Source organism: Nonomuraea sp. B12E4 (genome assembly GCF_039871825.1).
Classification (GTDB): Bacteria; Actinomycetota; Actinomycetes; order Streptosporangiales; family Streptosporangiaceae; genus Nonomuraea.
Window position 1 is genome coordinate 1,172,350 of sequence record NZ_JBDPME010000001.1, and the last position, 22,479, is coordinate 1,194,828.

Here is a 22,479-nt window from a genome sequence, read left to right on the forward strand (position 1 = left end):
CCCAGGGGTGTGACCCTTTCCGCGGCTGCTGGGGACGGTTCGGGTGACGCGGACCGGTCTTCTGGCGGAGGGCCGGGAAATTGCTTTGTCCGCCGGGGTGGTGGGTGTCTAGGCTCTGCGGGGTGCAGCGTACGATCATCGTCGGGGACGTTCACGGGTGTTTCGAGGAGTTGCTCGATCTGCTGGAGCGCGTCGGCCTGTGTCCCGGGGACGTGCTGGTCAGCGTCGGTGATCTGGTCGATCGCGGTCCGGCGCCCGGTGAGGTGGTCAGGTTCTTCCGCGAGCGGCCGAACTCGGTCGTGGTGATGGGCAATCACGAACGCAAGCACGTACGCGGGATCTTCTCCTACGCCCAGGAGATCACGCGCCTGCAGCTGGGTGAGGGGTATGCCGAGGCGGTCGCGTGGATGGGGACGCTGCCGTACTTCTTCGAGAACGAGCAGGTCCGGGTTGTGCACGCCGCGATGGTGCCGGGGGTGGCGCTGGCCGAGCAGCGGCAGGACGTCCTGTGCGGTTCGACCAGCGGTGAGCGGGAGCTCGCCAGGCTGTTCCCGGATGGTTTCTGGCATGACCGCTACAGCGAGGACAAGCCGGTGGTGTTCGGCCATCATGTGACCGGGCCGGAGCCGATGATCCGAGGCGGGCGGGTGTTCGGGCTGGACACCGGTGCCTGCCACGGCGGGAACCTGACCGCGTTGTGCGTGCCGGGCTTCACGGTTCACGCGGTGCGGGCGCGCGCCGACCACTGGTCGGTCACCAGGCGGCGATGGCAGTTGCCGGTCGCCAAGGCCAGGCCCTGGCCCGACCTGACCTGGCCGGAGCTCGAGGCGGCGGTCGAGCGGCTGTCGGCGAGGTCCGGCGCCGGCACGCGGGAGTGGCTGGAGCAGGTCGGCGCGTGGGCCGCGCGGGTGCGGGCGCTGCTGCCCGCCGTGGCGGCGGCGGCGGAGCGGCTGGCCGGGGAGCTCACCACGGCCGGGTTGCGGGCGCATCCGGCCGCGGGGCTGTTGTTCCAGGCGCGTGAGGGCCGGCTCGGCGAGGCCGGTCTGGCGCGGCGGTGTTCGACCCCGCGCCGGACGATGGACGTGGCGGCGGCGCTGGGCGTGGCCGTGCCGTCGTTTCCGCGCTGATCGGTGGGGCGGCGGCCGGTGGTGGGTGCGGCCGGTGGTGGGTGCGGCCGGTGGTGGGTGCGGCCGCCGCCGTGGCGGTCAGGCTTTCGTCTTCAGGGCGCTGCCTTTCTTCCATTGGGAGAATGACAATTGCCAAAAGCCCCAGCCGTTGTTCCATTCCAGTTCGCGGTCGGTGCCGGTGACGTCGACGATGTCGCCGCGCTGGAAGTGGTCGTAGAACCATTTGGCCTGGTCGGGGCGGGCGTTGATGCAGCCGTGGCTGACGTTGCGGACGCCTTGGGCCCAGACGTTGTCCTTGGCGTGGACGTATTCGCCGCTGCTGGAGATGCGGACCGCGTGGTCGATCATGACGTCGTAGTAGCCGGGGTCGCCTTTTTTCCGGCCGGGGGAGATCATGCGGACCGGGTTGCCGCGTTCCATGGTCAGGTGGACGCCGGAGGTGGTGGTGTATTCGCGGGTGGTGGCCATGCCGGCGCTGATGCGCATGGTCTGGACGCGTTTGCCGTCGCGGTAGACGTACATCATGTGTTTGGCGGCGTTGACCTTGCTGATCTGTTTGGCGCCGATGTCGAGGGTGGCGGTGTAGTCCTTGACGCCGTACAGGCCTTTGCCGCCCTTGATGCCGGTGATGTTGGCGTTGAAGGTGACCTTCTGGTGGGCGGGCCAGTATGTGGCGGTGCGGTAGATGACGACGGTGTCGCTGATCCAGCGCCAGGCGCCGTCGACGGGTTTTTCGGCTTCGACGTCTAACGCGCGTTCGATGGTGGCCTTGTTGGTGACCGGCTGGTTGAAGGTGACGATGATGGGGGCGCCGACGCCGAGCGTTTCGCCTTTGGCGTTGGGGGTCACGTCGGCGACCTGGAGGGCGCGTTGCGGTTTGGCGGTGGTGAAGGTGGCCGTGACGGCGGTGGCACCGGCCTTGGCGCTGACGTCGTAGCTGGTGGAGGGTTTGAGCGGGGTTTTGGACACCCAGCGGGTGCGGTCGGTGTTGAAGGTGCCGTCGAGTTGTTCGTCGTCGGCGGTGACGTTCACCTCGTCGAGGGTGCCGCCGGCGGCCGTGACGACGACCTTTTTCTCGGGGCTGACTTTGGTGGTGCCTTCGGCGGGGGTGATGTCGACCGTGGGGGCCGCCGGGGTGGCGCTGGTGGTAGTGGTGGGCGCGCCCGCTTCATCGGTGGTGGGGCCGCTGGAGCAGGAGGCCGTCAGGGAGGCAGCGGCGAGGAGTGCGGCTGCGGTGGCGGGCTTTCGCCAAGCGGGCACAACGTTCAAAGCTGTCCTTTCCCCCAGGGCACCAGAACACACCCCAAAAACCTTAATGCTCCTGCATGTAAGACGAGGGATCCTTTGCGCTTGTTCGGTCACATTTCAATCACTTGTGGCTGGGAAAGGGAGCCCGCATTCGGCCGGTTCCCGCGGATCAAGCGGGCCAGGGACAACACCGATCCGGGGCTGGACCGCGCCAGCACCCGGGCGGGTGTCCGGGAGCCTGCCTGCCGTGCGGGTCGGACGCCGCCCGGCGGTGCCCATCGTCAACGGGCGCGGCAGCCCTCCGACGGCCGGCGGATCGCCGCCCTCGCGCGTCGCGGCCGGGGGTGCGTCGCCGGTCGCGCACGCCGGTGAACGGCTGTCCGTCCGGCGCCGCGCGCGCCGGGGGGCGGCTGATCGCCCGGGGGCCGGTCCCGGCTGCTTTACTCTTGCCCGAGGCGGTCGGAAAAGAGGTATGCGTGAAGCCTGGCCCGGACGGTGCACCCGGTGCGCAGATCGACGGTGTGCTGGAACGCGTCACCTATGCCAATGAGGAGACCGGCTACACGATCGCCCGGGTGGCCACCGAACGTACCGGCTCCGATCTGCTGACCGTCGTCGGGCCGCTGCTCGGCGCGCAGGTCGGCGAGTCGCTGCGGCTGCGGGGCCGGTGGACCTCCCACCCCCGTTACGGCCGCCAGTTCGAGGTGTGGTCCTACACCACGGTGCTGCCCGCCACCGTGCAGGGCATCCGCCGCTACCTCGGCTCCGGCCTCATCAAGGGCATCGGGCCCAAGATGGCCGAGCGCATCGTCGACCACTTCGGCACCGACACCCTCGACGTGATCGAGCAGCGGCCCGAACGGCTCGTCGAGGTGCCGGGGCTGGGCCCCAAGCGGACCAAGATGATCGCCGCCGCCTGGGAGGAACAGAAGATCATCAAAGAGGTGATGATCTTCCTGCAGGGGGTCGGGGTGTCCACCTCCATCGCGGTACGCATCTTCAAGCAGTACGGCGAGTCCTCCGTCGACGTCGTCCGGACCACCCCGTACCGGCTGGCCGACGACGTGTGGGGGATCGGGTTCAAAACGGCCGATACCATCGCCCAGGCCGTCGGCATCCCGTACGACAGCCCCGAACGCGTCAAAGCCGGCCTGCGCTACACCCTGTCCCAGGCCGCCGACGACGGTCACTGCTACCTGCCCGCGCCCAACCTGGCCGGCGACGCCGTCAAGATCCTTCAGGTGCCGGCCGAGCTCGTCACCACCTGCCTGGAGGAGCTCGTCGCCGAGGAGGGCGTCGTACGCGAGCAGGTCCCCGCCGGCGACACCCTCCTGCCGGCGGTCTACCTGCCGCCCTTCCATCGTGCCGAGCGGTCGCTCGCCTCCGGCCTGCTGTCGCTGCTGCGTTCCCCGCACGACCGGCTGAAGACCTTCGCCGACGTCGACTGGGCCAGGGCCGAGACCTGGCTGCGCGGCCAGACCGGCGCCGAACTCGCCGCCGAGCAGCGCCAGGCGGTCCGGCTGGCGCTGACGGAGAAGGTCGCGGTCCTCACCGGCGGCCCCGGCTGCGGCAAGAGCTTCACCGTGCGGTCGATCGTGACCCTGGCCCGCGCCAAACGCGCCCGTGTCATCCTGGCGGCCCCCACCGGCCGCGCCGCCAAACGCCTGGCCGAGCTGACCGGCCACGAGGCCACCACCGTCCACCGGCTGCTGCAGCTGCGGCCCGGCGGGGAGGCCACCTTCGACCGCGACAACCCCCTGGACGCCGACCTGGTCGTGGTCGACGAGGCCTCCATGCTCGACCTGCTGCTGGCCAACAAGCTCGTCAAGGCCGTCGCCCCCGGCGCGCACCTGCTGTTCGTCGGGGACGTCGACCAGCTCCCCTCCGTCGGCGCCGGCGAGGTGCTCAAGGACCTGCTGGCCGCCGAGGACATCCCCCGGGTCCGGCTGACGCAGATCTTCCGCCAGGCGCAGGAGTCCGGTGTCGTCGTCAACGCCCACCGCGTCAACACCGGCCGCCATCCCGTCCTGGAGGGCATGAAGGATTTCTTCCTGTTCCCCTGCGAGGAGCCCGAGGAGATCGCCTCCCTGACCGTCGATGTCGTGGCCCGCCGCATCCCCGGCAGGTTCCGGCTCGATCCGCGCCGCGACATCCAGGTGCTGGCCCCCATGCACCGCGGCGCCGCCGGTGCCGGCGCCCTCAACACCGCCCTGCAGGAGGCCCTCACGCCCGCCCGCGAGGGCATGCCCGAACGCCGCTACGGCGGGCGTGTCTTCCGCGTCGGCGACAAAGTCACCCAACTACGCAATAACTATGACAAAGGCGCCGCCGGGGTGTTCAACGGCACCGTCGGGATCGTCACCGACATCCGGCCCGACGAGCACAAGCTCACCGTCCTGACCGACGAGGACGAATCGGTCGACTACGCCTTCGACGAGCTCGACGAGCTCGCCCACGCCTACGCCGTGTCCATTCACCGCTCCCAGGGCAGCGAATATCCCGCCGTCGTCGTCCCGCTGGCCACCAGCGCCTGGATGATGCTGCAGCGCAACCTCCTCTACACCGCCATCACCCGGGCCAAGAGACTCGTGGTGATCGTCGGGTCGCGGCGGGCGCTGGCCCAGGCCGTACGGACCAAGGGCGCCGGACGGCGGCACACCGGCCTCACCCACCGCCTGTCCACGCGCTGACCCGCGCCCTCCCCCGGTCTGCGGGCATGCCCGGCCCCGAATCCGGGACGCGGCTCGGACCCGGTTCACGCCCGTGTGCGTGGCTCGCGGAGCGGTCCGGCTCGCCGGCCGGGGCGGGACCAGCCGGCGACGAGCAGGCGATCGGCTTTGGCGATCAGCTTGTTCGCGCGGTAGGGCTGCCAGTCGGCTCGCAGCTGACGGAGCTGGTTGCGCACGCGCGCCGAGGAGATGGCGGCGATGTCGGCGCCGAGGTTCAAGACGGTGACGGCGGCCTGCTCGATGTCCTTGGCGAGGACATAGGCGTGGGCCGCGCGCAGGCCGATCAACGCGCGTGAACGGCGCTCGACGGGGCGTCGTGCCTCCATGGAGGCGGCATAGTGACGGGCGGCGGTGGCATGGTCGCCGAGCTGGGTGAGGGCCAGCCCGGTCTGGTGTTCGAAGCTTTCCTGCCGGTAGTTGCCGGTCCACTCCGATTCGGGGAGGGAGTCGGCGCGTTGGAGATGCTTCTCGGTACGGCGGAGCAGGGTGAAGGCGTCCCACCGGCTGCCGTTCGCCGCCTGCGCTTCGGCCTGCATCCCGGTGACCCAGGCCAGCGTGCGGAGGGGGCCGTGCCCGCGCAGCGAGGAGGCGGCGGCTTCGGCGAGCGCCAGCGCCTCGCTGTCGTGGCCGAGCTCTGTCGCCTGCACGGCCATGCTGCGCAGCCCGGTGGCGCGTAACGCGAGGTCGCCCGCCTCGTCGGCCAGGCGTACGGAGCTGATGTAGTAGCGCTGGGCCAGCGCGTTCTGGCCGGCGTCCATCGCCATGTACGCGGCGAGGTAGGACAGTTCGGCGGCGGCGCGGAACAGGTCGGGGCGGGCTCGGCCGTTGGTGCCGTGTAACAGCGAGGTGACGTCGCGGGCCAGGTAGGCGGCGACGGCGGGACGCGCGTGTCCCCCGCCGTACTGATCGTCCAGGTCGGCGAAGGCGCGCGTGGTGCAGCGGATGCGGTCGACGTCGGCGGCGCCCGCCCGCCGGGTCCGCGGCGGCGGCTCGTCGCCTCTGGCCGCCAGGCCGGTCAGTGCCGCGAGTGTGAAAGCGCTCGCGGTCAGCACTGCCCGGCGATTGAGCATGTCATCCTCCCCCAGCGCGGCCAGCCGAGCGACCGGATCGCCCTGCCAGGGGTCATCGGCGGGACAGGCGATGGAGGTATCGGGCCATCCCAGGTCTCCTGGAGTCAGGTCCGGTCGGTTGAAGCGACGGCGAAACGCCTCGACAGCCGCATCCATACCCTCCGCGCGCGGGATGGTCCCGTTCAGCCAATGCCCGATCGCCGAACGGTCGTAGCGCACGGGTTGGGGCGTCTCGGCGGCGACCGCGTTGACGTGCTCCGCGGTAGCGGCGTGTGTCCAACCGGCCTGCTCGATCACCGCGGCCAGGGCCCGGTTGGCGATGGGGCGCGTGCGTCGGGGGGCCATCTTCACATCGCTTCACATCGCGTTCCCCTCGACGATGCGCCGCACTCAGCGCACCGTCAATAGCGCAAACCGTAACCATATGGAGCAGATCGCAAAGCATGTGGGAGGAACCATGCGCATCCTGGCCGGCGGACTCGACCTCACCGGCACGGCCACGCCGGCCGGGGAGCTCACCCGCGTCCCCGACGCGCGGGACCTGCCCACCCGATGCCACCCGGGGACACGGGCGCACCGCCACCTGGTCGCTCCGCGGGTCGCCGGCCCGGCCGCGCCCGCCGTCCGGGTGCCTTTCCGGCGGGCCGCGTGATGACCTTCCCCTGCCTGGACACCGGACGCCTGGACGCGGCCGCCAAGGAGCTGCAACAGGTGCTGGCCGGCCGGCCACTGGTCACCGCCGGGCGGTTCACCACCGCGCTGCGGACCTGCTACACCGGCCCGGCCGCCCTCGAGTCGCTGCGCCCCGCGCTGAGCATCGGCTGCTACCCGGCCTGGACCCCGGCCAGGCCGGGCGTCGTCCTCGCCGCCGAGGACCGCACCCGCGTGAGGTCCACGCCCGAGCGGCACGGATGGCTGGCCAGGGTACGCCACGACGCGGCACGCCACCTTCTGGCGCTGGATCAGCCGCCCGTCATCACGGCCTGGCACACGACCACGCACCTGCGGGAACTCGCCGGCGCCCACAGCACCATCACGGCCATCGACGGCGGCCTGCGGGACGCGATCGAGGCCAAGCACGTCTTCGACGACCTCCTGCGCGCCGCGGGCGTCCCCGCCTCCGTGCGCATCCCCTGCGTGCACGCCGAGCGCCTGCCCGGCCTGGCCGAACTCCGCGGCGCCGTCGGCACCACCACGGTGGTCGTCCAGGCCGGAGTGACCTCGCCCGGCCCCGGAACCGTGATCGTCGCCGGCGAGGACGACCTCCCCCGCGCCGCCCGGTTGCTCGGCCCCTACCGGGTGGCCGCGTTCGTCGACGGCTGGTCCTCCAGCGTCACCGTGCTCAGCGTCCCGGCCGACAACGGCGTCCGCGTGTACGTGGACCGGCCCTCCCACACGTCGGCCGGCGTCGCCGAGCTCGGCATCGGCCCGGCCAGGAGCGCGGGCGAGGACTGGTCGCGGCCATGGCCCGCCGGCGTGTCCGCGCTGATCATCGCGTGCGCCGAGCGCATCGCCGACTGGGCCTGGCGGCGCTACCGCATCGCCGGGATGTTCGGCCTGGAGGCCATCGTGACCCCCGACGAGCGGGTCTACCTGAACGCGATCAACTGGCGCGCCCAGGACACGACCGAAGTGTCCGCCGTCAACCAGCAGCTGCGCGGCCTGCCGCCCTTCATCCTGGCCCACCTGGCCGTGATGCTCGGCGGGCAGGTGACCTGGCTGGGCGATCCGGACGAGTTCAACCAGGGCACCATCGCCCGGTCCGGCAGGACGGGCGGCCCGTTCTCCGTCAAGGCCCGCCTCACCCACCGGGCTCCCTCCCGCATCGACCCCGGCCACCCGCCGGGCATCTACCGGCTCGACCGTGACGGCCGTCTCCGCCATGTCCGCCCCGGCGCGCATCCGGCCGAGGCCGACAGCGACCGCGGCGAGATCCTGCTCGCCGACCTTCCCGGCCCGGACGTGGTGTGCCGCCCGGGCGCCGAGATCGCCACCATCGAGGGCCTCACCGGCGGCGGCCACTCCCCCTTCGACGGCCCCCGCAGCGCCTCGGGCTTCACCGTGCGGGTCCACACCGCTCTGCACCGCCTGTTCCGCCCCTGTTCTCCGGCCGAAGAGGATCACTGATGTCCGTCCTGACCACCTCCGCCTCCCTGCTCGACCAGCTCCGCGCTCTGCCGGACGAGGCGTTCACCCGCCTGCAATACCTCAGCCCCGCCACCGGATGCTTCAACCGGTGCGCCTTCTGCAGCCAGCAGGCCGGCCTCGACGTATGGCAGTTCACCCCGGCCGGCCTCGACGGGTTCGTCCGCGCCTTCGCGCGGGTCGCCGCCGAACGCGATCTGCGGATCGCCGGTGGCCGCGTTTACCGGCCGCACGTGCTGTTCCCGTACTTGGACAACGACGTGTTCTCCTACCCGTACCTGGACATTCTGTGCGAACTGGCGCGCGATGTTCTGGGCGTGCGGCTGCGGGTGTCCACCGTCGGCTACTCCAGCCTCAATCCGCGTCTGGCCGCGATGCACCAGCGCATCGCCGCCCGCCACGGCGAGGTGTTCGACGGCATCCGCCTGTCGCTCACCCCGTACACGATCGGCTGGACCGGAGCCGATCCGGCGACCAGCCGCGCCCAGTACGTCCGCGACTTCGCCCACGCCCTGGCCACCTACCGGCCCGTCTTCGACCGGCTCGGCCACGGCCCGGCCACCGCCGCGGTCGAGATGCGCCTGTCGCCGCTGCTCGGCATCAGCGACCTGACCGACACGGTGGTCGACGGCCGCCACGTGCTCGCCTGCGGCCCGCACCTGCTCATCTCCATGGACGAGCACGACGACGCCCTGCCGCTGACGGTGGTCGAGCGGCTCGACGAGCACACGCAGCCGGTCTTCTCCACCCCCGGCCGCCGCTACCTGGAGCTGACCAGCGACCGGCTCACCGCCGACGAGGCCACGGTGCGCGCGATCCTGGCCGGCGACGTCAAGGCGCCGCACCGCTCACGCACGGTGCGGCTGTACCGGTTCGCCAACGCCGACGGCGACTACTACGCCGCCGGCCCGACCTTCCGCGGCGACGGCACCTTCACCGCGCTGCACCTCTACCCGGCCACCGGGACCCGCCGCAGTTCCGGCTACAACGACGCCACCCGTTACTTCCTGAACACGCTGCTGGCCTACAAGGCGGCCCGCGGGATCGGCCGCCGCGACCCGTTCCCCGAAGCCAGGCGCGCCAACATCACCGCCGTCCTGGCGCGCATGGACGCCACCGCGGCCGAACTGGGCCGGGGTATCGACCGGCGCGCCGCCGCCCACCTGACCGACACCGTGATCCCGCTGGTCCGCGGCTACGCCGAGGCGCTGGAACTCGCCGGCTACCCGCCGTCGGCGTTCTTCTCCCGGGACTTCACCGTCGACACCGGGCAGATCGTCAACCAGGGCCGGGCCATGAGCCTGTTCCGCGGCCTGGTCTCCCTCGACGAACCGATGACGCCCCGGGAGGAGCGGGGGTTCGGCCAGGCCGGCCTGTCCACCGTGCGCGGGCCCATCTGGCGCATCGCCCCCGTCCCGTTCACCCCGGGCGGGCACCTGCCCCCGGCCGTCGCGGGCGGCAAGAACGGCACCGCCGACCGGCCCACGCTCGTCGTCGAGGAACTCGACCCGTGCCACCTGCGCCCCATCGTGCGCGGCACCCGCACCCGGCTGCGCCGGTACACGGTGACCGGGGTCGATCTGGAACACCTCACCCTCGATGAGGGCCGCTCCGGCCTGGCCATGCCGGGCCTGCTCGCGGTGGCCTGAACCGCTCGCCCCGGCGCGGGTCCGGCCGTTCGCCGATGACCGGGCCCGCGCGGGGTACCACCACCCGCATGACGGACCCCACCACGCCCTTCGCCCGGGTGAAGATCCGCACCGGGGCCCTGGTGTTCTGCGGCGCCGACGTCGCGCTGATCCGCCGTGACCGGCCGGCCGGCTCGCACGACACGCCGCCCGGCGGCAACCCGGACGGCACGAGCGAGCCGGGCGTCATCGAGTGGGTGCACTACCGCGACGCCGAGGACCTGCCGCTGTTCCCCCTCATCGGGTCCGCCATCAGCGCGCTGCCGGCTCCGGGCGCGCCACCCGGCGATCGTCTGCTCCTCCCGGTCACCGACGCGAACTACACCTGGGTGTGAGGACACCCGGCCGTGACCGGAGGACGGGCCGCCAAGCGTGGAATGTCCGGTCAACGCCCGGCCGTTGACCTCGGCCGCCCTGCAGCCGGCCTTCCACACTCGGGCGCCACCTTCCCCCGCGGGCCGGCGATCCCGACAGGCGGGAGGTCGGGGCGTACGCCTGCGGGGACGTCGATCGCCACCCGTTCCTCCTCATGGGGTCACGCCGGCCGGCGGCGGGTAGGGCGCTTGCCGCACAGGTTGGAACCACCGATGATGATTAACGCTCAGTAATCAATTGTTTACCCATATAAATGTGCCGGGTGGTTGCGGCTGTGGGAGGGGGTGCCCAGCCACCTGGGCCACGACGTCCCGCCAGGTGACGGGACGTCGTGGCCATCGGGCGTAGGAGGGACGGGCCGAGGTCAGGTGTCGTGCAGACCCCAGCCCTTGCTGCCCTCGTCGATGCAGGACCAGTCGTTGACGCGTCCCTGGCGCATCAAGGTGGCACCCGCCTGCTCGCAAAGCGGCGAATAGGGGTAATAGCCCCACGGTTTGGTCCACAGGACGTGCGGCGGCGCGGCCGCCTGCGCCGCCGGCGGCACGAGCACGGCCAGGGACGCGGCCCCGGCGATGGTCACAGCGGCGAGCGCCTGGCGAATCAGCATGTGCGTGTTTTCCCTTGTTGCAGCCCGGCGGGCGCCCTGTGACGCGCGGATCAAGGGTGCGGGCCCCGGCCCACTAGCATGGCCGAACCCGGTTGACGTGTGGTGAGGAGCGGCGAGATGTATGAGAAGTTCACCGACCGAGCGCGGCGTGTTGTCATCCTGTCCCAGGAGGAGGCCAGAATGCTCAATCACGACCACATCGGCCCTGAGCACATTCTCCTCGCGTTGATCCGTGAGGGTGAGGCCGTGGCCGCCACGGCTCTCAGGAGCGTGGGCCTGAGCCTTGAGGACCTGCGCCGGCAGGTGACGGAACTCGTCGGCCAGGGCCGGACGGCCACGTCGGGACACCTTCCGTTCACCCCGTCGGGCGCCCAGGTCCTCCAGGCGGCGAACCAGGAGTCCTCGCAGCGCGGCCTCACCTACGTCGGCACCGAGCACATCCTGTTCGGGCTCCTTCGCGATCACGAGAGTGTGGCCGCCCAGGCGCTGGTCAAGCTCGAAGCCGACCTCGGCCAGATCGGGCGGACCACGGAGCAACTCCTGCAGCGGTACCAGCGGATCGCGGATGACAGGCGGTCCGCTCCGCCGCCGGCTTCCGCCTGACGGCCGGGGCCACGGGCGGCCCCGGCACCCTCAACGGCGGACCCTCAACGGCGGACGCGGTAGCGGAGGTGGGTCGCCATCGGCGTGTCGATCACCCGGACGATGTCCAGCTCGACCTCGGCCGGCAGGACGTCGAACAGCCGGCGGCCGCGGCCGAGCGTTCGGAGGAGGGGTCCGCCCAATGGAGGGGGACCTCGATGGTGCCGTCGCAGCGTGCGGGACCATGGCCAAGGCCGCCGACCTGGAGGTGGCCGCGCTGCGCTGGGGCCTGCCGCTGCTCGATGTGGACGACCTCGGCAAGCACCTGTGACCACGGCGGGCCGCGCGAGGATCCTCGCCTCTTCGGGGGCTGCCGCCGGCTCAGGGATTCCGATCCCGCGACCAAGGACGCCTTGGAGGTCCCGGCCATGAGCCGGATGCTCCCACCCGTGGCGGGCGGGCCGGCACCCGGCCGCGCCGGACACCGGCCGCCACGGGCGTCCGCGATCGTCACGCCGCGGGATTCACGAGGTGACGGCCAGCCTGCGCACAGCCTGGACGGCCTCCTCGCGGGAGGCCTCGGCCATCGGCCTGAACGGCTCCAGCGCGGGGACGGAGTGGGCGAGCGTCATCTCCGAGCGCACGAACTCCACGTCGCGGCCCAGCCCGATCTGCTCCAGCAGCGCCCGCAGGTAGGGCTGCTGGAAGTCGTAACGCTCGCGAGGAGTGCCGGGACCGTAGGAGCCGCCCTGGGCGGTCACGACGATCGTCCGCTTGCCGGTCAGCAGGCCCTCACCCCCGGGATCCCCGACCATGTGCTCCTTGACGGTGACGCGGTCGAACCACGCCTTCAACGCCGAGGGGATCGAATAGTTGTACATGGGGACCCCGAGCAGGATCGTGCCCGCCTGGCGTACTTCGTTGATCAGCGGCTCGGACACGGCCCAGGCCGCGCGCTGATTCTCCTCCAGCGCCTCCCGAGCGTGCAGCCCCGCGGCCACCGCCGCCTCGTCGACGTGCGGGATCGGCGAGCTGCCCAGATCCCGGTAGACATAGGTGCCCCCGGGATGGGCCCGGCGCCATTCCGCGGCGAAGATCGCGGTGATCTCCCTGGTCACCGAACCGTTCTGGCGGATGCTGCAATCGATGTGGAGCAGAGTCGGCCTGGTTGTCCCTTGATGGCTCATGACACGAAATCTGCACCTTCCACCCGCTGGAACCGCAAGCCACGGACCCGCCCGAGGGCGCTACCCGCGATCGGCTGCCTGCGCGGGCGGCGCGGCCTCGGCGGCCTCGGCGGCCTCGGCGGTCGCGGCGGCGTGCTCGTCGGCGGTCATGCCGCGGTCGCGATAGCGCCGGTGGAGGTCGTACTGGTCGTCGGCCCACTGCTGGTATTCCCGCCGGACGGTGCGCTCGTCGGAGTCGATGACGTGGGCGATCTCGGCCCAGGTGACCCCGGCCTGCAGCGCGTGGTGGATGTTGGACGGATGCCGTACGGTGCGCGCGATGCACTCCGCCAGCGCCAGCAGCTCGATGTGCTCGGCCCGGGTGAGCGCCGGGCGGTCGTCGGTCCCATGCCGGGCGGGGTCGTAGAGGCCCCGCTCCACCAGCTCGGTCCGAGCGCGAGCCGACGCCTGCTTGGCGGCCAGCTCGTCGTATCGCTGCAGTTGCCGGCCGACGGGCATGTCGAAGCGGGCGTCGCGCCAGGTCGTGAGGCTCTCGGCCATGGTCATCGGAGGGTTCTCCAGGGCGGTCGGGTGCGGCTTCAGGGGATCTGGGTGGTGTGGTCCGTGAAGCTGGTTTTCCGCGACCCGGACAAGCTCGCCACTGTACGCCGAATGCTCACCCAACAGCGAGAGCCTCCGGCCACTGTACGGCGCCTGGGGGGCGATCCCGGTCTTTCACCGGGCCTGTGACGGCGGGGCCGGCCTCCGAAGGAGCCGCTTGCGTTGGGCGGTGTAGTGCCACCAGGGGCGGGCGGGATGCCCCTCCGCCTGGTCCACGGCGGACATCACGGTGTCGAGCAGGCACGGGTCATGGCGCCGGCCGTCGACCGCGCACATCTCGTCGTAGAGGTCGACAGGGTCCTTCCCGGCGAGCCGGCTGACGTGGGTGATGCCGACGCGGGCGAAGTAGCGCGCGACGGCGGCGCCGACGTTGACCAGCTCGGTCAGGTCCGAGCCGGTGTCCGGGGTGCGATGTTCGGAGGCCACGTGCGAGATCCCTTCTCGTGCTCACGACGGCGCCCTCCGGATGGGGCGCCATGAGTCGATGGTCGGGGACCGGCATGCGCCTGTCTTGTTGATACCGGACATCGCGGTCCCACGCGATGAACGCCGCAACCGCGAGGGAGATCACGTTCAGCAGGGCCAGCAGCTGCCGCTCTCGGCTGTGAGGCCGCTCACACCGTGTCACAGCCGATCGGGGCATCTCGTCTTAGAGGGCATGACGAACTCGGAACAGACCTCGGTGTTGATCACCGGCGGCAACAAAGGACTCGGCCTGGAAACGGCCCGGCGGCTCGGCGAACAGGGCTGGACGATCTTTCTCGGCTCGCGCGACGAAGGGCGAGGACGGGCGGCTGCCGACAAGCTGGCCGACGGCGGCGCGAACGTGGTCATGGTCCCGCTGGACGTGACCTCGGACGAGTCCGTGACCGACGCCGTCCGGCTCGTCCGGGAGCACACCGATCGGCTGGATGTGTTGATCAACAACGCCGGTGCGCCGGGAAAGGTCACCGCGCCCGTTGACACGACGGTTGACGAAATTCATTCCGTCTACGACACCAACGTGTACGGACCGGTCAGGGTCACGCACGCGTTCCTTCCCCTGCTGCAGGCGGCGGACCATCCGCGGGTGGTGATGGTGTCCAGCGCGGCCGGTTCCTTCGCGGTCGTGACCGATCCACGGCAGGCCGTCTCGAAGATGCACGAGCTCGCCTACACCTCGTCCAAAGCGGCGCTGAACATGATCACCATCCGGTACGCCCAGGCGATCCCGCAGGTCAGGTTCAACTGCATCACTCCCGGAGAAGTCGCCAACCACAAATTCACCGCCACCGACATGAACAACCACACCGGCCAGCTGACGGTCACCGAGGGCACCGATCCGATCGTCGAACTCGCGCTGAGCGACGCCGGCGGACCGACCGGGACCTTCACCGATCGGCTTGGTCCCGTTGCCTGGTGACCACGGCCTCATCATGGTCCCCAGGTGTGGTGGGTGTCCGGGCATGAGGAGGGTCGTGCCGTTCTCGCCGACGGCCGCTTCTCCTCCGACCGGCGCAAGGAGGGATTCCCGCTCTTCAACGTCGACGCCGCCACCTTGGGGAGCCGCAGGGATTTGCCTGGGGATATCCCTGGCGTCGCGATCGGGTCCCGCCCGCCCGGGCCTCAAAGAGTGAGGTGGCGTCCACCCGTGACGGAGACGATCTCTCCGTTGACGTGCCCGTTGGCCGCCGAGCCGAGGTAGGCGACGGCGGAGGCCACGTCCTCGGGAGTGCAGATGCGGCGCGTGGGCGTCCTGGCGGCCTCGGCGTCGACGACCTCCTGTCCGAACCCCGGGTAGGTCAGGGCCCGTTCCGTCAGGGTGAAGCCCGGCCTGACGACGTTCGTGAGGATGCCGTGCCGGGCCTCCCGGGATGCCAGCACGTTGACGGCCGTCTCCAGCGCGCCCTTGGCGGCGGGGTAGGCCACCCCCGCCGGCATCGGCTGGCTGACCACGCCCGACGAGATCACGACCACCCGCCCCCATCCCGCCGTTCTCATGCCGGGCAGGGCGGCGTCGATCACGGCCAGTGTCCCGATCACGTTGGCGGTGAAGGTGTCGGTCAGGGTCTCCCGCGTCTCGGGCGTCCGGGCCGGCCAGGACACCGCGTTGGCGACCAGGACCGCGATGTCGCCGAGTTCGCTCTCCACCTGGCGGACGGCCGACCGGATCGACTCCTCCTCACGCTGGTCGATCCGGACCGCGATGGCCTTCCCGCCCGTCCGGGTGATCGTGTCGACGAGGTCGCGGGCCTGCCCTTCGTTGCTGTGCCAGGCCGCGGCGACCAGCGCTCCCTCGTGCGCCAGTGCCGTGGCGATCGCGCCGCCGATGTCGCCGGAGGCGCCGGTGACCAGGGCGGCTCGTCCGCTCAGTCCGAGGTCCATCGTCTCTCCTATCTATAGCCGACTATCTAATAGCCGACTATAGATATAGTAGGCTGAGGCCGTGGATGCAAGTGAGGCGATGCGCGTCAACCGGGCGCTGAACAAGATGAGCAAGCTCTACCGCGCCGCCAAGGCGCGCAAGCTCGCGGCGCTCGGCCTGCATCCCGGCCAGGACGTGCTGCTGTGGGTGCTGGCCCAGGAGCGTGACGGCATGACGGTCTCCCAGCTCGCCGCCCGGCTCGGCGTCGAGCAGCCGACCGCCACCCGCAGCCTGGCCCGGCTGGGGGACGGCGGCTGGTTCCGGCGCGAGCCGGTCCCCACCGACCGCCGCCAGGTGCGCATCGTGGTCACCGACGCCGGCCACCGGCTGGTCCCGCGGATCGAGCAGGCCTGGGCGGAGCTCGCCGGCCAGGCGATGGGCCAGGTGGGCGAGGAGCGGCGGGCGATCGTGCTGGACGCCCTCGAACAGGCCAACGACACCCTCCGCGCGCTGGTCGGGGAGGGCCCCCTGGCCGAGGAATGACCGGTGCGCCCCGACGAGGGGCCAGGTGTGGCGGCCGTGTAGAGATATGGGATGGGTAACGTGCAGACGGGCGTATTGCGGCGAAACCCAACCTACCGTCGTGGGATATGCGGACCGTGGACGTACTGGTCGTGGGCGCGGGGCTGGCCGGCCTGCACACCGCCCGCCTGCTCGCGCGGCGGGGACTGAACGTGATGGTGGCCGACCGCCGCAGGTCGCTGTCGGCGGGCATCCGCACCACCGGGATCTTCGTACGGCGCACGCTGGACGACTTCGACCTGCCCGACCACCTGCTCGGGCCCGGCATCCGGGACGTGCTGCTGTACCCGCCGTCGCGGCGGGCACCGATCCGGCTCACCAGCGACCGGGACGAGTATCGCGTGGCCGACATGGCGGCCCTCTACCAGGACGCGCACCGCGCGGCGGAGTCCGCCGGGGCGCGGGTCCTGCTCGGCGCGCGGTATCTCGGGACGTCGAAGAACACCAGCCGCTCCGTGGGCGCGGAACCGGCGACCGGCCGGCTCCCGGGGGCGGGACCGGTGATCGCCCGGTTCGCGGGGGCGGGACCGGTGATCGCCCGGTTCGTCGTCGGTGCCGACGGTGCCCGGTCCCGGGTGGCCCGTGACCTCGGCCTGGACGTCAACCGGCACCTGCTGGTCGGTGCCGAGATCGTTCATCCGATCGCGCCGGGCACGGCCAGCCCGGCGTTCCACTGCGTGCTGGACCCCCGGGTCGCGCCGGGCTACCTGGGGTGGGTCATCGACGACGGCCGGCATGCGCACATCGGCGTCGCCGGATATCCGCACGCGATGCGCACCGGCATCCGCCACCTGCTGGACGCCTTCGCCGCCGACGCGCCCGGCCGCGCGGTGCCCGCCGGTCCGGTCGAGCGCCGGGGCGGCCCGATCCCGGTGGGCGGCGTCCTGCGACGGCTGGCCTGCCCCGGCGGGCTGCTCGTCGGGGACGCGGCGGGCGCGGTGTCACCACTGACGGCCGGCGGGCTGGACCCCTGCCTGCGCATGTCCGAACTGGCCGCCGCGGTCACCGCCGACTACCTGCGTACCGGCGACCAGCGGGTCCTGAGCCGCTATGACGGGAGCGCGCTGCGGACCCGGTTCCGGGGCCGGCTGCTGCTGCGCCGCGTGTTCGCCGGCCTGCGATCCCCCGCCGCCGCGGAGGCGGCCGTGACCCTCCTCCGGAGCGGCGCCGGTCGAGCCCTGGCGGCACGCGTCCTGTTCGGCGACGGCTCCTTCCCCGACGTCAGCCCGCGGCTCGCGACCCCGGCGATCGACCGCCGCCGGTGACGCCGGCCGAATCGAGCCAGCCGCCGCACTCGCCCGCGGGCGCTCCCGCCCCGGCGGCCCGCAGGCCGACCGGCTCGGCGCCGGTTCAGGTGGCGCCGGCCGGTGGGGGCCGGAGGAAGGCGCCCGCGGATGCGGCGAGGACGGTGGTTCTGGCCGCCTCGCCGGGCAGGTCCGGGTCGGGTGGCAGGCGGAGGATCATCAACTGGTGGTACAGCGGCGCGGTGGCGGCGATGAGCAGCCGCCGCGCGTCGGTGTGCGGCGGGAGCTCGCCGCGCCGCACGGCCCGGCCGACGATGACCTCGCAGCGGGCGTAACGGTCCTCCCAGAGCCGCCGCAGCCCGCGGGCGGCCTCCTCGGAGCGGAAGGAGGCGGCGATCAGGGCCGCGGCGATCGACGGCCGCGCGGTCAGGACCGCCTGGTTCTCGTGGTTCAGCGCCGCCAGGTCGCCCTGCAGGGAGCCGGTGTCCTGGGGCTGCCAGTCATCGTCGCTGGTCGCCTCGAAGAGGTCGGCGAGCAGGCCACCGACATTCCGCCAGCGCCGGTACACCGTTGCGCGATGGACGCCCGCACGGGCCGCGACACCATCCAGCGTGAGCTCGTCGTAGCCGCGCTCCCCCAGCTCTGCGCGGATCGCGTCGAGCACCTGCGTACGGATGCGGCTGGTACGCCCACCCGGGCGGCGCCGGGTCGGCGGCATGCCCTCCGGCCGCGGCACCGAATCCGTTTGCTCAGGGGGCAGCGTCATGACAGCATCTTAATGTAGAAAACTGTCGCGTTAGTGGCGGCCAACGAGCGGAGCGTCCGACGGACGATCATGCCGGGCAGCGTCGCCGGCCTGGAGGCCGCCGCCAAGCACGCCCGCCGCATGTGACGCGTCCCTTTCACCATGGAACCCGAAATGAGTGATCCTTCTTGTCCCAGCGCCGTGCCCACATCGCCATGGTCGGCATCCCCGCCGTCAGCCACGTCCTGCCCAGCCTTGAGGTCATCCGCGAGCTGGTGACGCGCGGCCACCGGGTGACCTACGCCAACGACCCGGCGGTCACCGACCTGATCACCGCCACCGGCGCCGAGCTCGTCCCCTGCGCCTCCGTGCTGCCGGTCGCCGACAACAACTGGCCCGACGACCCCATCGCCGCCATGGGCCTCTTCCTCGACAACGCCGTCCAGGCCCTCCCAAAGTTGCGCGCCGCCTACGACCACGACCGCGCCGACCTCTACCTGTACGACATCGGCGCCTACGCCGCCCGCGCCCTCGCCGAGACGCAGGACCGCCCCCTCCTGCAGTTGTCCCCCACGTACGTGGCCTGGAAGAGCTACGAGCACGACGTGGCGGCCCACCTGTGGCAACTGCCGGGCGCCGAGGCCTACCGGGCGAAGTTCGCGCGGTGGCTCACCGACTCCGGGGCCACCACCACCGACGTGGACACCTTCTCCGGCCTGCCGCCACGCGCCCTGGCCCTGATCCCGCGCGCGATGCAACCACACGCCGACGAGGTCGACACCGGCACCGTCACCTTCGTCGGCCCCTGCTACGGCCCGCCCGCGATCCAGGACCGCTGGACCCGTCCCGCCGGAGCCGAGAACGTGCTGCTGATCTCCCTGGGCTCGGCCTACACCCGCCGGCCGGAGTTCTACCGCCAGTGCCTGGCGGCCTTCGGCGACCTGCCCGGCTGGCACGTCGTCCTGCAGATCGGCAAGTACACCGACGCGCGGGAGCTGGGCGACATCCCGGCCAACGTCGAAGTGCATTCCTGGGTCCCCCAGCGGGCGATCCTGGAACAGGCCGACGCCTTCGTCACCCATGCCGGGATGGGCGGCTGCGGCGAGGGGCTGCAGGCCGGAGTCCCGATGATCGCCGTTCCGCAGGCGGCCGAGCAGTTCGTCAACGCCGACCGCCTCGTGGAGCTGGGCGTCGCCCGCCGCATCGACACCGCCGACGCCACCGCCGCGGCCCTGCGGACCGCCCTGAACGAACTGGTCGCCGACCCGGAGGTGGCCCGCCGCTCGGCGCGGCTCCAGACCGAGGCCCGGGCCGAAGGCGGCACCGGGCGGGCCGCCGACCTCATCGAGCGCATGCTGGGCTGAGCCCCGCCTCGCGCACGCCGGCTCGCCGCCCGAGGCGGTGGCCCTGGCCCTGGCCTCGACTTCGGCGCGGCGGGTGACGATGGCCGGCCGTACGGGGTCGCTCAGCGCGGCCGGCACGGCGGCCGCGCCGCCCCGAGATCCCCGCCGTCACTGCTCGCCTACGGCAGGCCCGCCCGCAGCCGGGAGCCGGCCGGGCTGCCGCCGCCGGCCGCCCGGCGCGCCCGCATCCAGCAGACTGTGATGTACCGGCGTCCTGCGGGGAGGCACCATGACCAGAGTCGTGATCACCTTGATGGCGGCGGCGCTGCTGGCCGTCCGCTGCGGTGCCGCGCCTCCGTCCCCGCCGAAGCCGCCCGCCCAGGCCACCCCCACCAGCGGCTGCGCGACCCCGCGGCAACTCCAGCCCGGCCGGCACACACTGGAGTCCGGCGGACTGCGCCGCCAGTTCCTGCTGGCGCTCCCCCGCGGGCGCGGCCCCCACCCCGTCGTGCTCAACCTGCACGGCCTCGGCTCCAACGCCACCGAGCAGGCCGCCTACAGCCGCCTGCCCGAGCTCGGCACCCGCCGCGGCTACGTCGTGGCCACCCCGCAGGCCGCCGACGGACGCATAGGGTGGACGCTGCCGCACACCGCCGGCCCCGACGACACCGCCTTCCTGACCGCGCTGCTCGACCACCTCGAACGCGGCCTGTGCCTCGACACCCACCGCGAGTTCGCCGCCGGCCTGTCCTACGGCGCCGGCATGGCCGCCGCGCTCGTGTGCGCCATGCACGGCCGCCTGGCCGGCGTCGCGGCCGTGGCCGGGCTCAACATCACCCGCCCCTGCGCCGACCCCGCCCCCACCACGATCGTCGCCTTCCACGGCACCGCCGACCGGATCGTCCCCTACGGCGGCGGCCACCCCTTCCGCGACGCCACCGGCGACCTGCGCAAGCTCGCCGACCTGGTGGTGCTGCCGGCCGTGCCGGGCATCGCCGACGGCTGGGCCCGCGTGCTCGGCTGCACCGGCCCGGCCACCACCCGCCCCACCCAGCAGGTACGAGTGCGCGGCTGGAAATCCTGCGCCGGCGGGATCACACTGCGCCTGTACACGATCACCGGCGGCGGCCACACCTGGCCGGGCCCCATCGAGGTGCCCCGGCTCGGCACCACCGTCCGCGACCTGGACGCCACCGACCTCATCCTCGACGCCTTCGACCACACCGTTCCCTGAGGTTCACGTGTTCCCAGTGATGGGCCCACCACTGGACGAAGGTCCCCGTCTTGCCCGGCGTCCCGGAGTTGACGCTGGCGATCCATGACCGGCCCGCACGAGGGGCGGGCGAACGTACGCACCCGCAGGGACAGCTTGGGCTTTCACCGCCCCGCGCCCCCGGGCACGTCTTCGAGGAGGGGAACCGGCGGCCGGCCACCACGGCCACGCCCCGGCCCATCCGCAGCCACCCCGGGCAGGGCTGATCGGGCCACGGCTCGCACCGATCCAGCGGCTAGTCTTGTCGCTCATGAGCCAGGTGGGACACGCGACGGCCCGCGCACTGCTGCGCCGGCTGGCCGTCGAACAAGCCGAATGCAGGGTGCCGTCGCTGACGGCGGCGATCGTGCGCGACGGGCGCATGGCGTGGTTCGGCGGCCGCGGCCGCGTGGACGGCGCGCCGCCGACCGCCGCCACCCAGTATCGCATCGGGTCGATCACCAAGAGCATGGTCGCCGTCGTCGTCATGCGGCTGCGCGACGAGGGCGCGCTCGACCTGGCCGACCCGCTGCGCGAACACCTGCCCGAAGCGCCGCTCGGGCACCTCACCATCGCCCAGTTGCTCTCGCACACGGCCGGGCTGACCGCGGAGCCGCCCACCGCCTGGTGGGAGCGCACTGCCGGCATTCCCGCCGCCGACCTGCTGGAGCGGCTCGGCCCGGCCGAGCTGAAACACCGGCCGGGCCGGCGCTTCCACTACTCCAACGTCGGGTTCGCGCTGCTCGGCGAGCTCGTCGGCCGGTTGCGCGGCACCACCTGGCTCAAAGCGCTCACCGCCGAGGTGCTCGACCCGCTCGGCATGAACGCCACCACCCCACGCCCCCGCCCGCCGCACGCCACCGGCTACGCCGTGCACCCGTGGGCCGACGTCGTGCTCGAAGAGCCAGAACACGACGCCGACGCCATGGGCCCCGCCGGCCAGCTCTGGTCCTCGCCGGCCGACCTGGCCCGCTGGGCCGCCTTCCTCGGCGGCGACACCGGCGGCGTGCTGAGCCCCGACACGCTGGCCGAGATGCGCGAACCGGCGGGGGTCGACGACGGCGACGCCTGGACCAGCGGGTTCGGGCTCGGCCTGCAACTGGCGCGGACCGGCGGGCGCCGCCTGGCCGGGCACACCGGATCGATGCCCGGCTTCCTGGCCACCGTGTGGACCGATCCCGGCGAGGGCGTCGGGGTGCTGTTCATGGCCAACACCACGACCGGGCTCGGCGGCGCCCTGCTGACCGACCTGCTCGACATCCTGGAGGAGCACGAGCCGCGCCTGCCCGAGGAGTGGCAGCCCGCCCCGGCCGACCCCGACCTGCTGGCGCTGACCGGGTTGTGGCACTGGGGGCCCAAGCCGTACGCGCTGCGGCTGCTGCCCGGGCGGCAGTTGTCGCTGGAGCCGGTCGGCGGCCCCGGGCGGTCCTCCCGGTTCGTGCCCCAGGAGGATGGGACGTGGCTGGGGCTCGACGGCTACTACGCCGGGGAGACGCTGAAGCCGGCCGCCGACCATCTGGACCTCAACACGTTCATCTTCACCCGCGAGCCGTACGAGCCGGGCACCCCCGTCCCGGGCGGGGTGACCGGCTGGCACGACTGACCCGCCAG

General features: G+C 72.3%; 22 protein-coding genes and 1 pseudogene. 14 read left to right on the plus strand and 9 right to left on the minus strand.

The window, feature by feature from the left end; all coding sequences use genetic code 11:
- The first annotated feature begins 122 nt into the window (after positions 1-122).
- Positions 123-1,127, plus strand: a complete 1,005-nt coding sequence (locus tag ABGB18_RS05520; RefSeq protein WP_347694223.1) for a metallophosphoesterase family protein — start codon at positions 123-125, stop codon at positions 1,125-1,127.
- A gap of 78 nt (positions 1,128-1,205) precedes the next feature.
- On the opposite strand, the gene ABGB18_RS05525 is transcribed toward ABGB18_RS05520, so the two are convergent.
- Positions 1,206-2,387 (minus strand): Ig-like domain-containing protein, encoded by a 1,182-nt coding sequence (locus tag ABGB18_RS05525; protein WP_347694305.1) that lies wholly within the window; start codon positions 2,385-2,387, stop codon positions 1,206-1,208.
- Positions 2,388-2,851: 464 nt separating this feature from the next.
- Here ABGB18_RS05525 and ABGB18_RS05530 point away from each other — a divergent pair, with 464 nt between their 5' ends.
- The gene (locus ABGB18_RS05530) at positions 2,852-5,065 is read left to right on the plus strand and encodes an ATP-dependent RecD-like DNA helicase (protein WP_347694224.1); all 2,214 of its coding nucleotides are present in this window, start codon (positions 2,852-2,854) and stop codon (positions 5,063-5,065) included.
- Positions 5,066-5,130: 65 nt separating this feature from the next.
- Here ABGB18_RS05530 and ABGB18_RS05535 read toward each other — a convergent pair whose 3' ends face one another.
- A complete protein-coding gene (locus ABGB18_RS05535; protein ID WP_347694225.1) occupies positions 5,131-6,519 on the minus strand; it encodes a hypothetical protein in 1,389 nt (462 codons plus the stop codon).
- 112 nt (positions 6,520-6,631) lie between these two features.
- On the opposite strand from ABGB18_RS05535, the gene ABGB18_RS05540 reads away from it, so the two are divergent.
- The 4 genes from ABGB18_RS05540 (at position 6,632) to ABGB18_RS05555 (ending at position 10,342) form a co-directional block, all read left to right on the plus strand.
- Positions 6,632-6,826 (plus strand): hypothetical protein, encoded by a 195-nt coding sequence (locus ABGB18_RS05540; RefSeq protein WP_347694226.1) that lies wholly within the window; start codon positions 6,632-6,634, stop codon positions 6,824-6,826.
- Positions 6,823-8,301 carry a hypothetical protein gene (locus ABGB18_RS05545; RefSeq protein WP_347694227.1) on the plus strand — a complete coding sequence of 493 codons (1,479 nt, stop codon included), beginning with the start codon at positions 6,823-6,825 and terminating at the stop codon, positions 8,299-8,301. Before ABGB18_RS05540 ends, ABGB18_RS05545 begins: the two co-directional genes overlap by 4 nt.
- Positions 8,301-9,968 carry a hypothetical protein gene (locus ABGB18_RS05550; RefSeq protein WP_347694228.1) on the plus strand — a complete coding sequence of 556 codons (1,668 nt, stop codon included), beginning with the start codon at positions 8,301-8,303 and terminating at the stop codon, positions 9,966-9,968. Before ABGB18_RS05545 ends, ABGB18_RS05550 begins: the two co-directional genes overlap by 1 nt.
- Before the next feature lie 68 nt (positions 9,969-10,036).
- A complete protein-coding gene (locus ABGB18_RS05555; RefSeq protein ID WP_347694229.1) occupies positions 10,037-10,342 on the plus strand; it encodes a hypothetical protein in 306 nt (101 codons plus the stop codon).
- Between the two features lie 404 nt (positions 10,343-10,746).
- On the opposite strand, the gene ABGB18_RS05560 is transcribed toward ABGB18_RS05555, so the two are convergent.
- Positions 10,747-10,989 carry a hypothetical protein gene (locus ABGB18_RS05560; RefSeq protein WP_347694230.1) on the minus strand — a complete coding sequence of 81 codons (243 nt, stop codon included), beginning with the start codon at positions 10,987-10,989 and terminating at the stop codon, positions 10,747-10,749.
- Between the two features lie 117 nt (positions 10,990-11,106).
- Between ABGB18_RS05560 and ABGB18_RS05565 the strand changes: the two are divergent.
- Positions 11,107-11,544 (plus strand): annotated as a pseudogene (locus tag ABGB18_RS05565) (Clp protease N-terminal domain-containing protein); the annotation flags it as partial.
- 92 nt (positions 11,545-11,636) lie between these two features.
- Here the strand turns inward: ABGB18_RS05565 and ABGB18_RS05570 are convergent.
- On the minus strand, positions 11,637-11,774 hold the full coding sequence (locus tag ABGB18_RS05570) for a hypothetical protein (protein ID WP_347694231.1): 138 nt from the start codon (positions 11,772-11,774) through the stop codon (positions 11,637-11,639).
- Here ABGB18_RS05570 and ABGB18_RS05575 point away from each other — a divergent pair.
- The gene (locus tag ABGB18_RS05575; protein WP_347694232.1) at positions 11,774-11,902 is read left to right on the plus strand and encodes a hypothetical protein; all 129 of its coding nucleotides are present in this window, start codon (positions 11,774-11,776) and stop codon (positions 11,900-11,902) included. The two genes, ABGB18_RS05570 and ABGB18_RS05575, sit on opposite strands and share 1 nt — an antisense overlap.
- A 193-nt stretch (positions 11,903-12,095) precedes the next feature.
- Here ABGB18_RS05575 and ABGB18_RS05580 read toward each other — a convergent pair whose 3' ends face one another.
- The 3 genes from ABGB18_RS05580 to ABGB18_RS05590 form a co-directional block, all read right to left on the minus strand.
- Positions 12,096-12,758, minus strand: a complete 663-nt coding sequence (locus ABGB18_RS05580; protein ID WP_347694233.1) for an NAD(P)H-dependent oxidoreductase — start codon at positions 12,756-12,758, stop codon at positions 12,096-12,098.
- 60 nt (positions 12,759-12,818) lie between these two features.
- The gene (locus ABGB18_RS05585; RefSeq protein WP_347694234.1) at positions 12,819-13,304 is read right to left on the minus strand and encodes a hypothetical protein; all 486 of its coding nucleotides are present in this window, start codon (positions 13,302-13,304) and stop codon (positions 12,819-12,821) included.
- Between the two features lie 168 nt (positions 13,305-13,472).
- Positions 13,473-13,784 carry a helix-hairpin-helix domain-containing protein gene (locus ABGB18_RS05590; protein WP_347694235.1) on the minus strand — a complete coding sequence of 104 codons (312 nt, stop codon included), beginning with the start codon at positions 13,782-13,784 and terminating at the stop codon, positions 13,473-13,475.
- Positions 13,785-13,842: 58 nt separating this feature from the next.
- Here ABGB18_RS05590 and ABGB18_RS05595 point away from each other — a divergent pair, with 58 nt between their 5' ends.
- Positions 13,843-14,760 carry an SDR family oxidoreductase gene (locus ABGB18_RS05595; protein ID WP_347694236.1) on the plus strand — a complete coding sequence of 306 codons (918 nt, stop codon included), beginning with the start codon at positions 13,843-13,845 and terminating at the stop codon, positions 14,758-14,760.
- A gap of 203 nt (positions 14,761-14,963) precedes the next feature.
- Here the strand turns inward: ABGB18_RS05595 and ABGB18_RS05600 are convergent, their stop codons facing one another.
- Positions 14,964-15,722 (minus strand): SDR family oxidoreductase, encoded by a 759-nt coding sequence (locus tag ABGB18_RS05600; protein ID WP_347694237.1) that lies wholly within the window; start codon positions 15,720-15,722, stop codon positions 14,964-14,966.
- 61 nt (positions 15,723-15,783) lie between these two features.
- Here ABGB18_RS05600 and ABGB18_RS05605 point away from each other — a divergent pair, with 61 nt between their 5' ends.
- Both ABGB18_RS05605 and ABGB18_RS05610 read left to right on the plus strand, forming a co-directional pair.
- Positions 15,784-16,245: a MarR family transcriptional regulator gene (locus ABGB18_RS05605; RefSeq protein ID WP_347694238.1), complete on the plus strand. Its 462-nt coding sequence runs from the start codon at positions 15,784-15,786 to the stop codon at positions 16,243-16,245.
- Between the two features lie 107 nt (positions 16,246-16,352).
- A complete protein-coding gene (locus tag ABGB18_RS05610; protein WP_347694239.1) occupies positions 16,353-17,549 on the plus strand; it encodes an NAD(P)/FAD-dependent oxidoreductase in 1,197 nt (398 codons plus the stop codon).
- An 85-nt stretch (positions 17,550-17,634) separates the two neighbouring features.
- On the opposite strand, the gene ABGB18_RS05615 is transcribed toward ABGB18_RS05610, so the two are convergent.
- Positions 17,635-18,294 carry a TetR/AcrR family transcriptional regulator gene (locus ABGB18_RS05615; protein ID WP_347694240.1) on the minus strand — a complete coding sequence of 220 codons (660 nt, stop codon included), beginning with the start codon at positions 18,292-18,294 and terminating at the stop codon, positions 17,635-17,637.
- 194 nt (positions 18,295-18,488) lie between these two features.
- Here ABGB18_RS05615 and ABGB18_RS05620 point away from each other — a divergent pair, with 194 nt between their 5' ends.
- From ABGB18_RS05620 to ABGB18_RS05630, 3 genes are all read left to right on the plus strand, one after another.
- Positions 18,489-19,637 carry a macrolide family glycosyltransferase gene (locus ABGB18_RS05620; protein ID WP_347694306.1) on the plus strand — a complete coding sequence of 383 codons (1,149 nt, stop codon included), beginning with the start codon at positions 18,489-18,491 and terminating at the stop codon, positions 19,635-19,637.
- 268 nt (positions 19,638-19,905) lie between these two features.
- A complete protein-coding gene (locus tag ABGB18_RS05625; protein ID WP_347694241.1) occupies positions 19,906-20,850 on the plus strand; it encodes a PHB depolymerase family esterase in 945 nt (314 codons plus the stop codon).
- Positions 20,851-21,139: 289 nt separating this feature from the next.
- Complete coding sequence (locus ABGB18_RS05630; RefSeq protein ID WP_347694242.1) at positions 21,140-22,471, plus strand: serine hydrolase domain-containing protein; 1,332 nt, start codon at positions 21,140-21,142, stop codon at positions 22,469-22,471.
- Positions 22,472-22,479: the final 8 nt, after the last annotated feature.

What these genes read in the sequence shown, in the direction of transcription:
- ABGB18_RS05580 (WP_347694233.1), bottom strand. Translation starts at nt 12,758, where the DNA reads ATGAGCCATCAAGGGACAACCAGGCCGACTCTGCTCCACATCGATTGC.
- ABGB18_RS05620 (WP_347694306.1), top strand. Translation starts at nt 18,489, where the DNA reads ATGGTCGGCATCCCCGCCGTCAGCCACGTCCTGCCCAGCCTTGAGGTC.
- ABGB18_RS05600 (WP_347694237.1), bottom strand. Translation starts at nt 15,722, where the DNA reads ATGGACCTCGGACTGAGCGGACGAGCCGCCCTGGTCACCGGCGCCTCC.
- ABGB18_RS05555 (WP_347694229.1), top strand. Translation starts at nt 10,037, where the DNA reads ATGACGGACCCCACCACGCCCTTCGCCCGGGTGAAGATCCGCACCGGG.
- ABGB18_RS05575 (WP_347694232.1), top strand. Translation starts at nt 11,774, where the DNA reads ATGGAGGGGGACCTCGATGGTGCCGTCGCAGCGTGCGGGACCATGGCC.
- ABGB18_RS05610 (WP_347694239.1), top strand. Translation starts at nt 16,353, where the DNA reads ATGCGGACCGTGGACGTACTGGTCGTGGGCGCGGGGCTGGCCGGCCTG.
- ABGB18_RS05625 (WP_347694241.1), top strand. Translation starts at nt 19,906, where the DNA reads ATGACCAGAGTCGTGATCACCTTGATGGCGGCGGCGCTGCTGGCCGTC.
- ABGB18_RS05560 (WP_347694230.1), bottom strand. Translation starts at nt 10,989, where the DNA reads ATGCTGATTCGCCAGGCGCTCGCCGCTGTGACCATCGCCGGGGCCGCG.
- ABGB18_RS05595 (WP_347694236.1), top strand. Translation starts at nt 13,843, where the DNA reads ATGGTCGGGGACCGGCATGCGCCTGTCTTGTTGATACCGGACATCGCG.
- ABGB18_RS05535 (WP_347694225.1), bottom strand. Translation starts at nt 6,519, where the DNA reads ATGGCCCCCCGACGCACGCGCCCCATCGCCAACCGGGCCCTGGCCGCG.
- ABGB18_RS05540 (WP_347694226.1), top strand. Translation starts at nt 6,632, where the DNA reads ATGCGCATCCTGGCCGGCGGACTCGACCTCACCGGCACGGCCACGCCG.
- ABGB18_RS05630 (WP_347694242.1), top strand. Translation starts at nt 21,140, where the DNA reads ATGAGCCAGGTGGGACACGCGACGGCCCGCGCACTGCTGCGCCGGCTG.
- ABGB18_RS05615 (WP_347694240.1), bottom strand. Translation starts at nt 18,294, where the DNA reads ATGACGCTGCCCCCTGAGCAAACGGATTCGGTGCCGCGGCCGGAGGGC.
- ABGB18_RS05585 (WP_347694234.1), bottom strand. Translation starts at nt 13,304, where the DNA reads ATGACCATGGCCGAGAGCCTCACGACCTGGCGCGACGCCCGCTTCGAC.
- ABGB18_RS05550 (WP_347694228.1), top strand. Translation starts at nt 8,301, where the DNA reads ATGTCCGTCCTGACCACCTCCGCCTCCCTGCTCGACCAGCTCCGCGCT.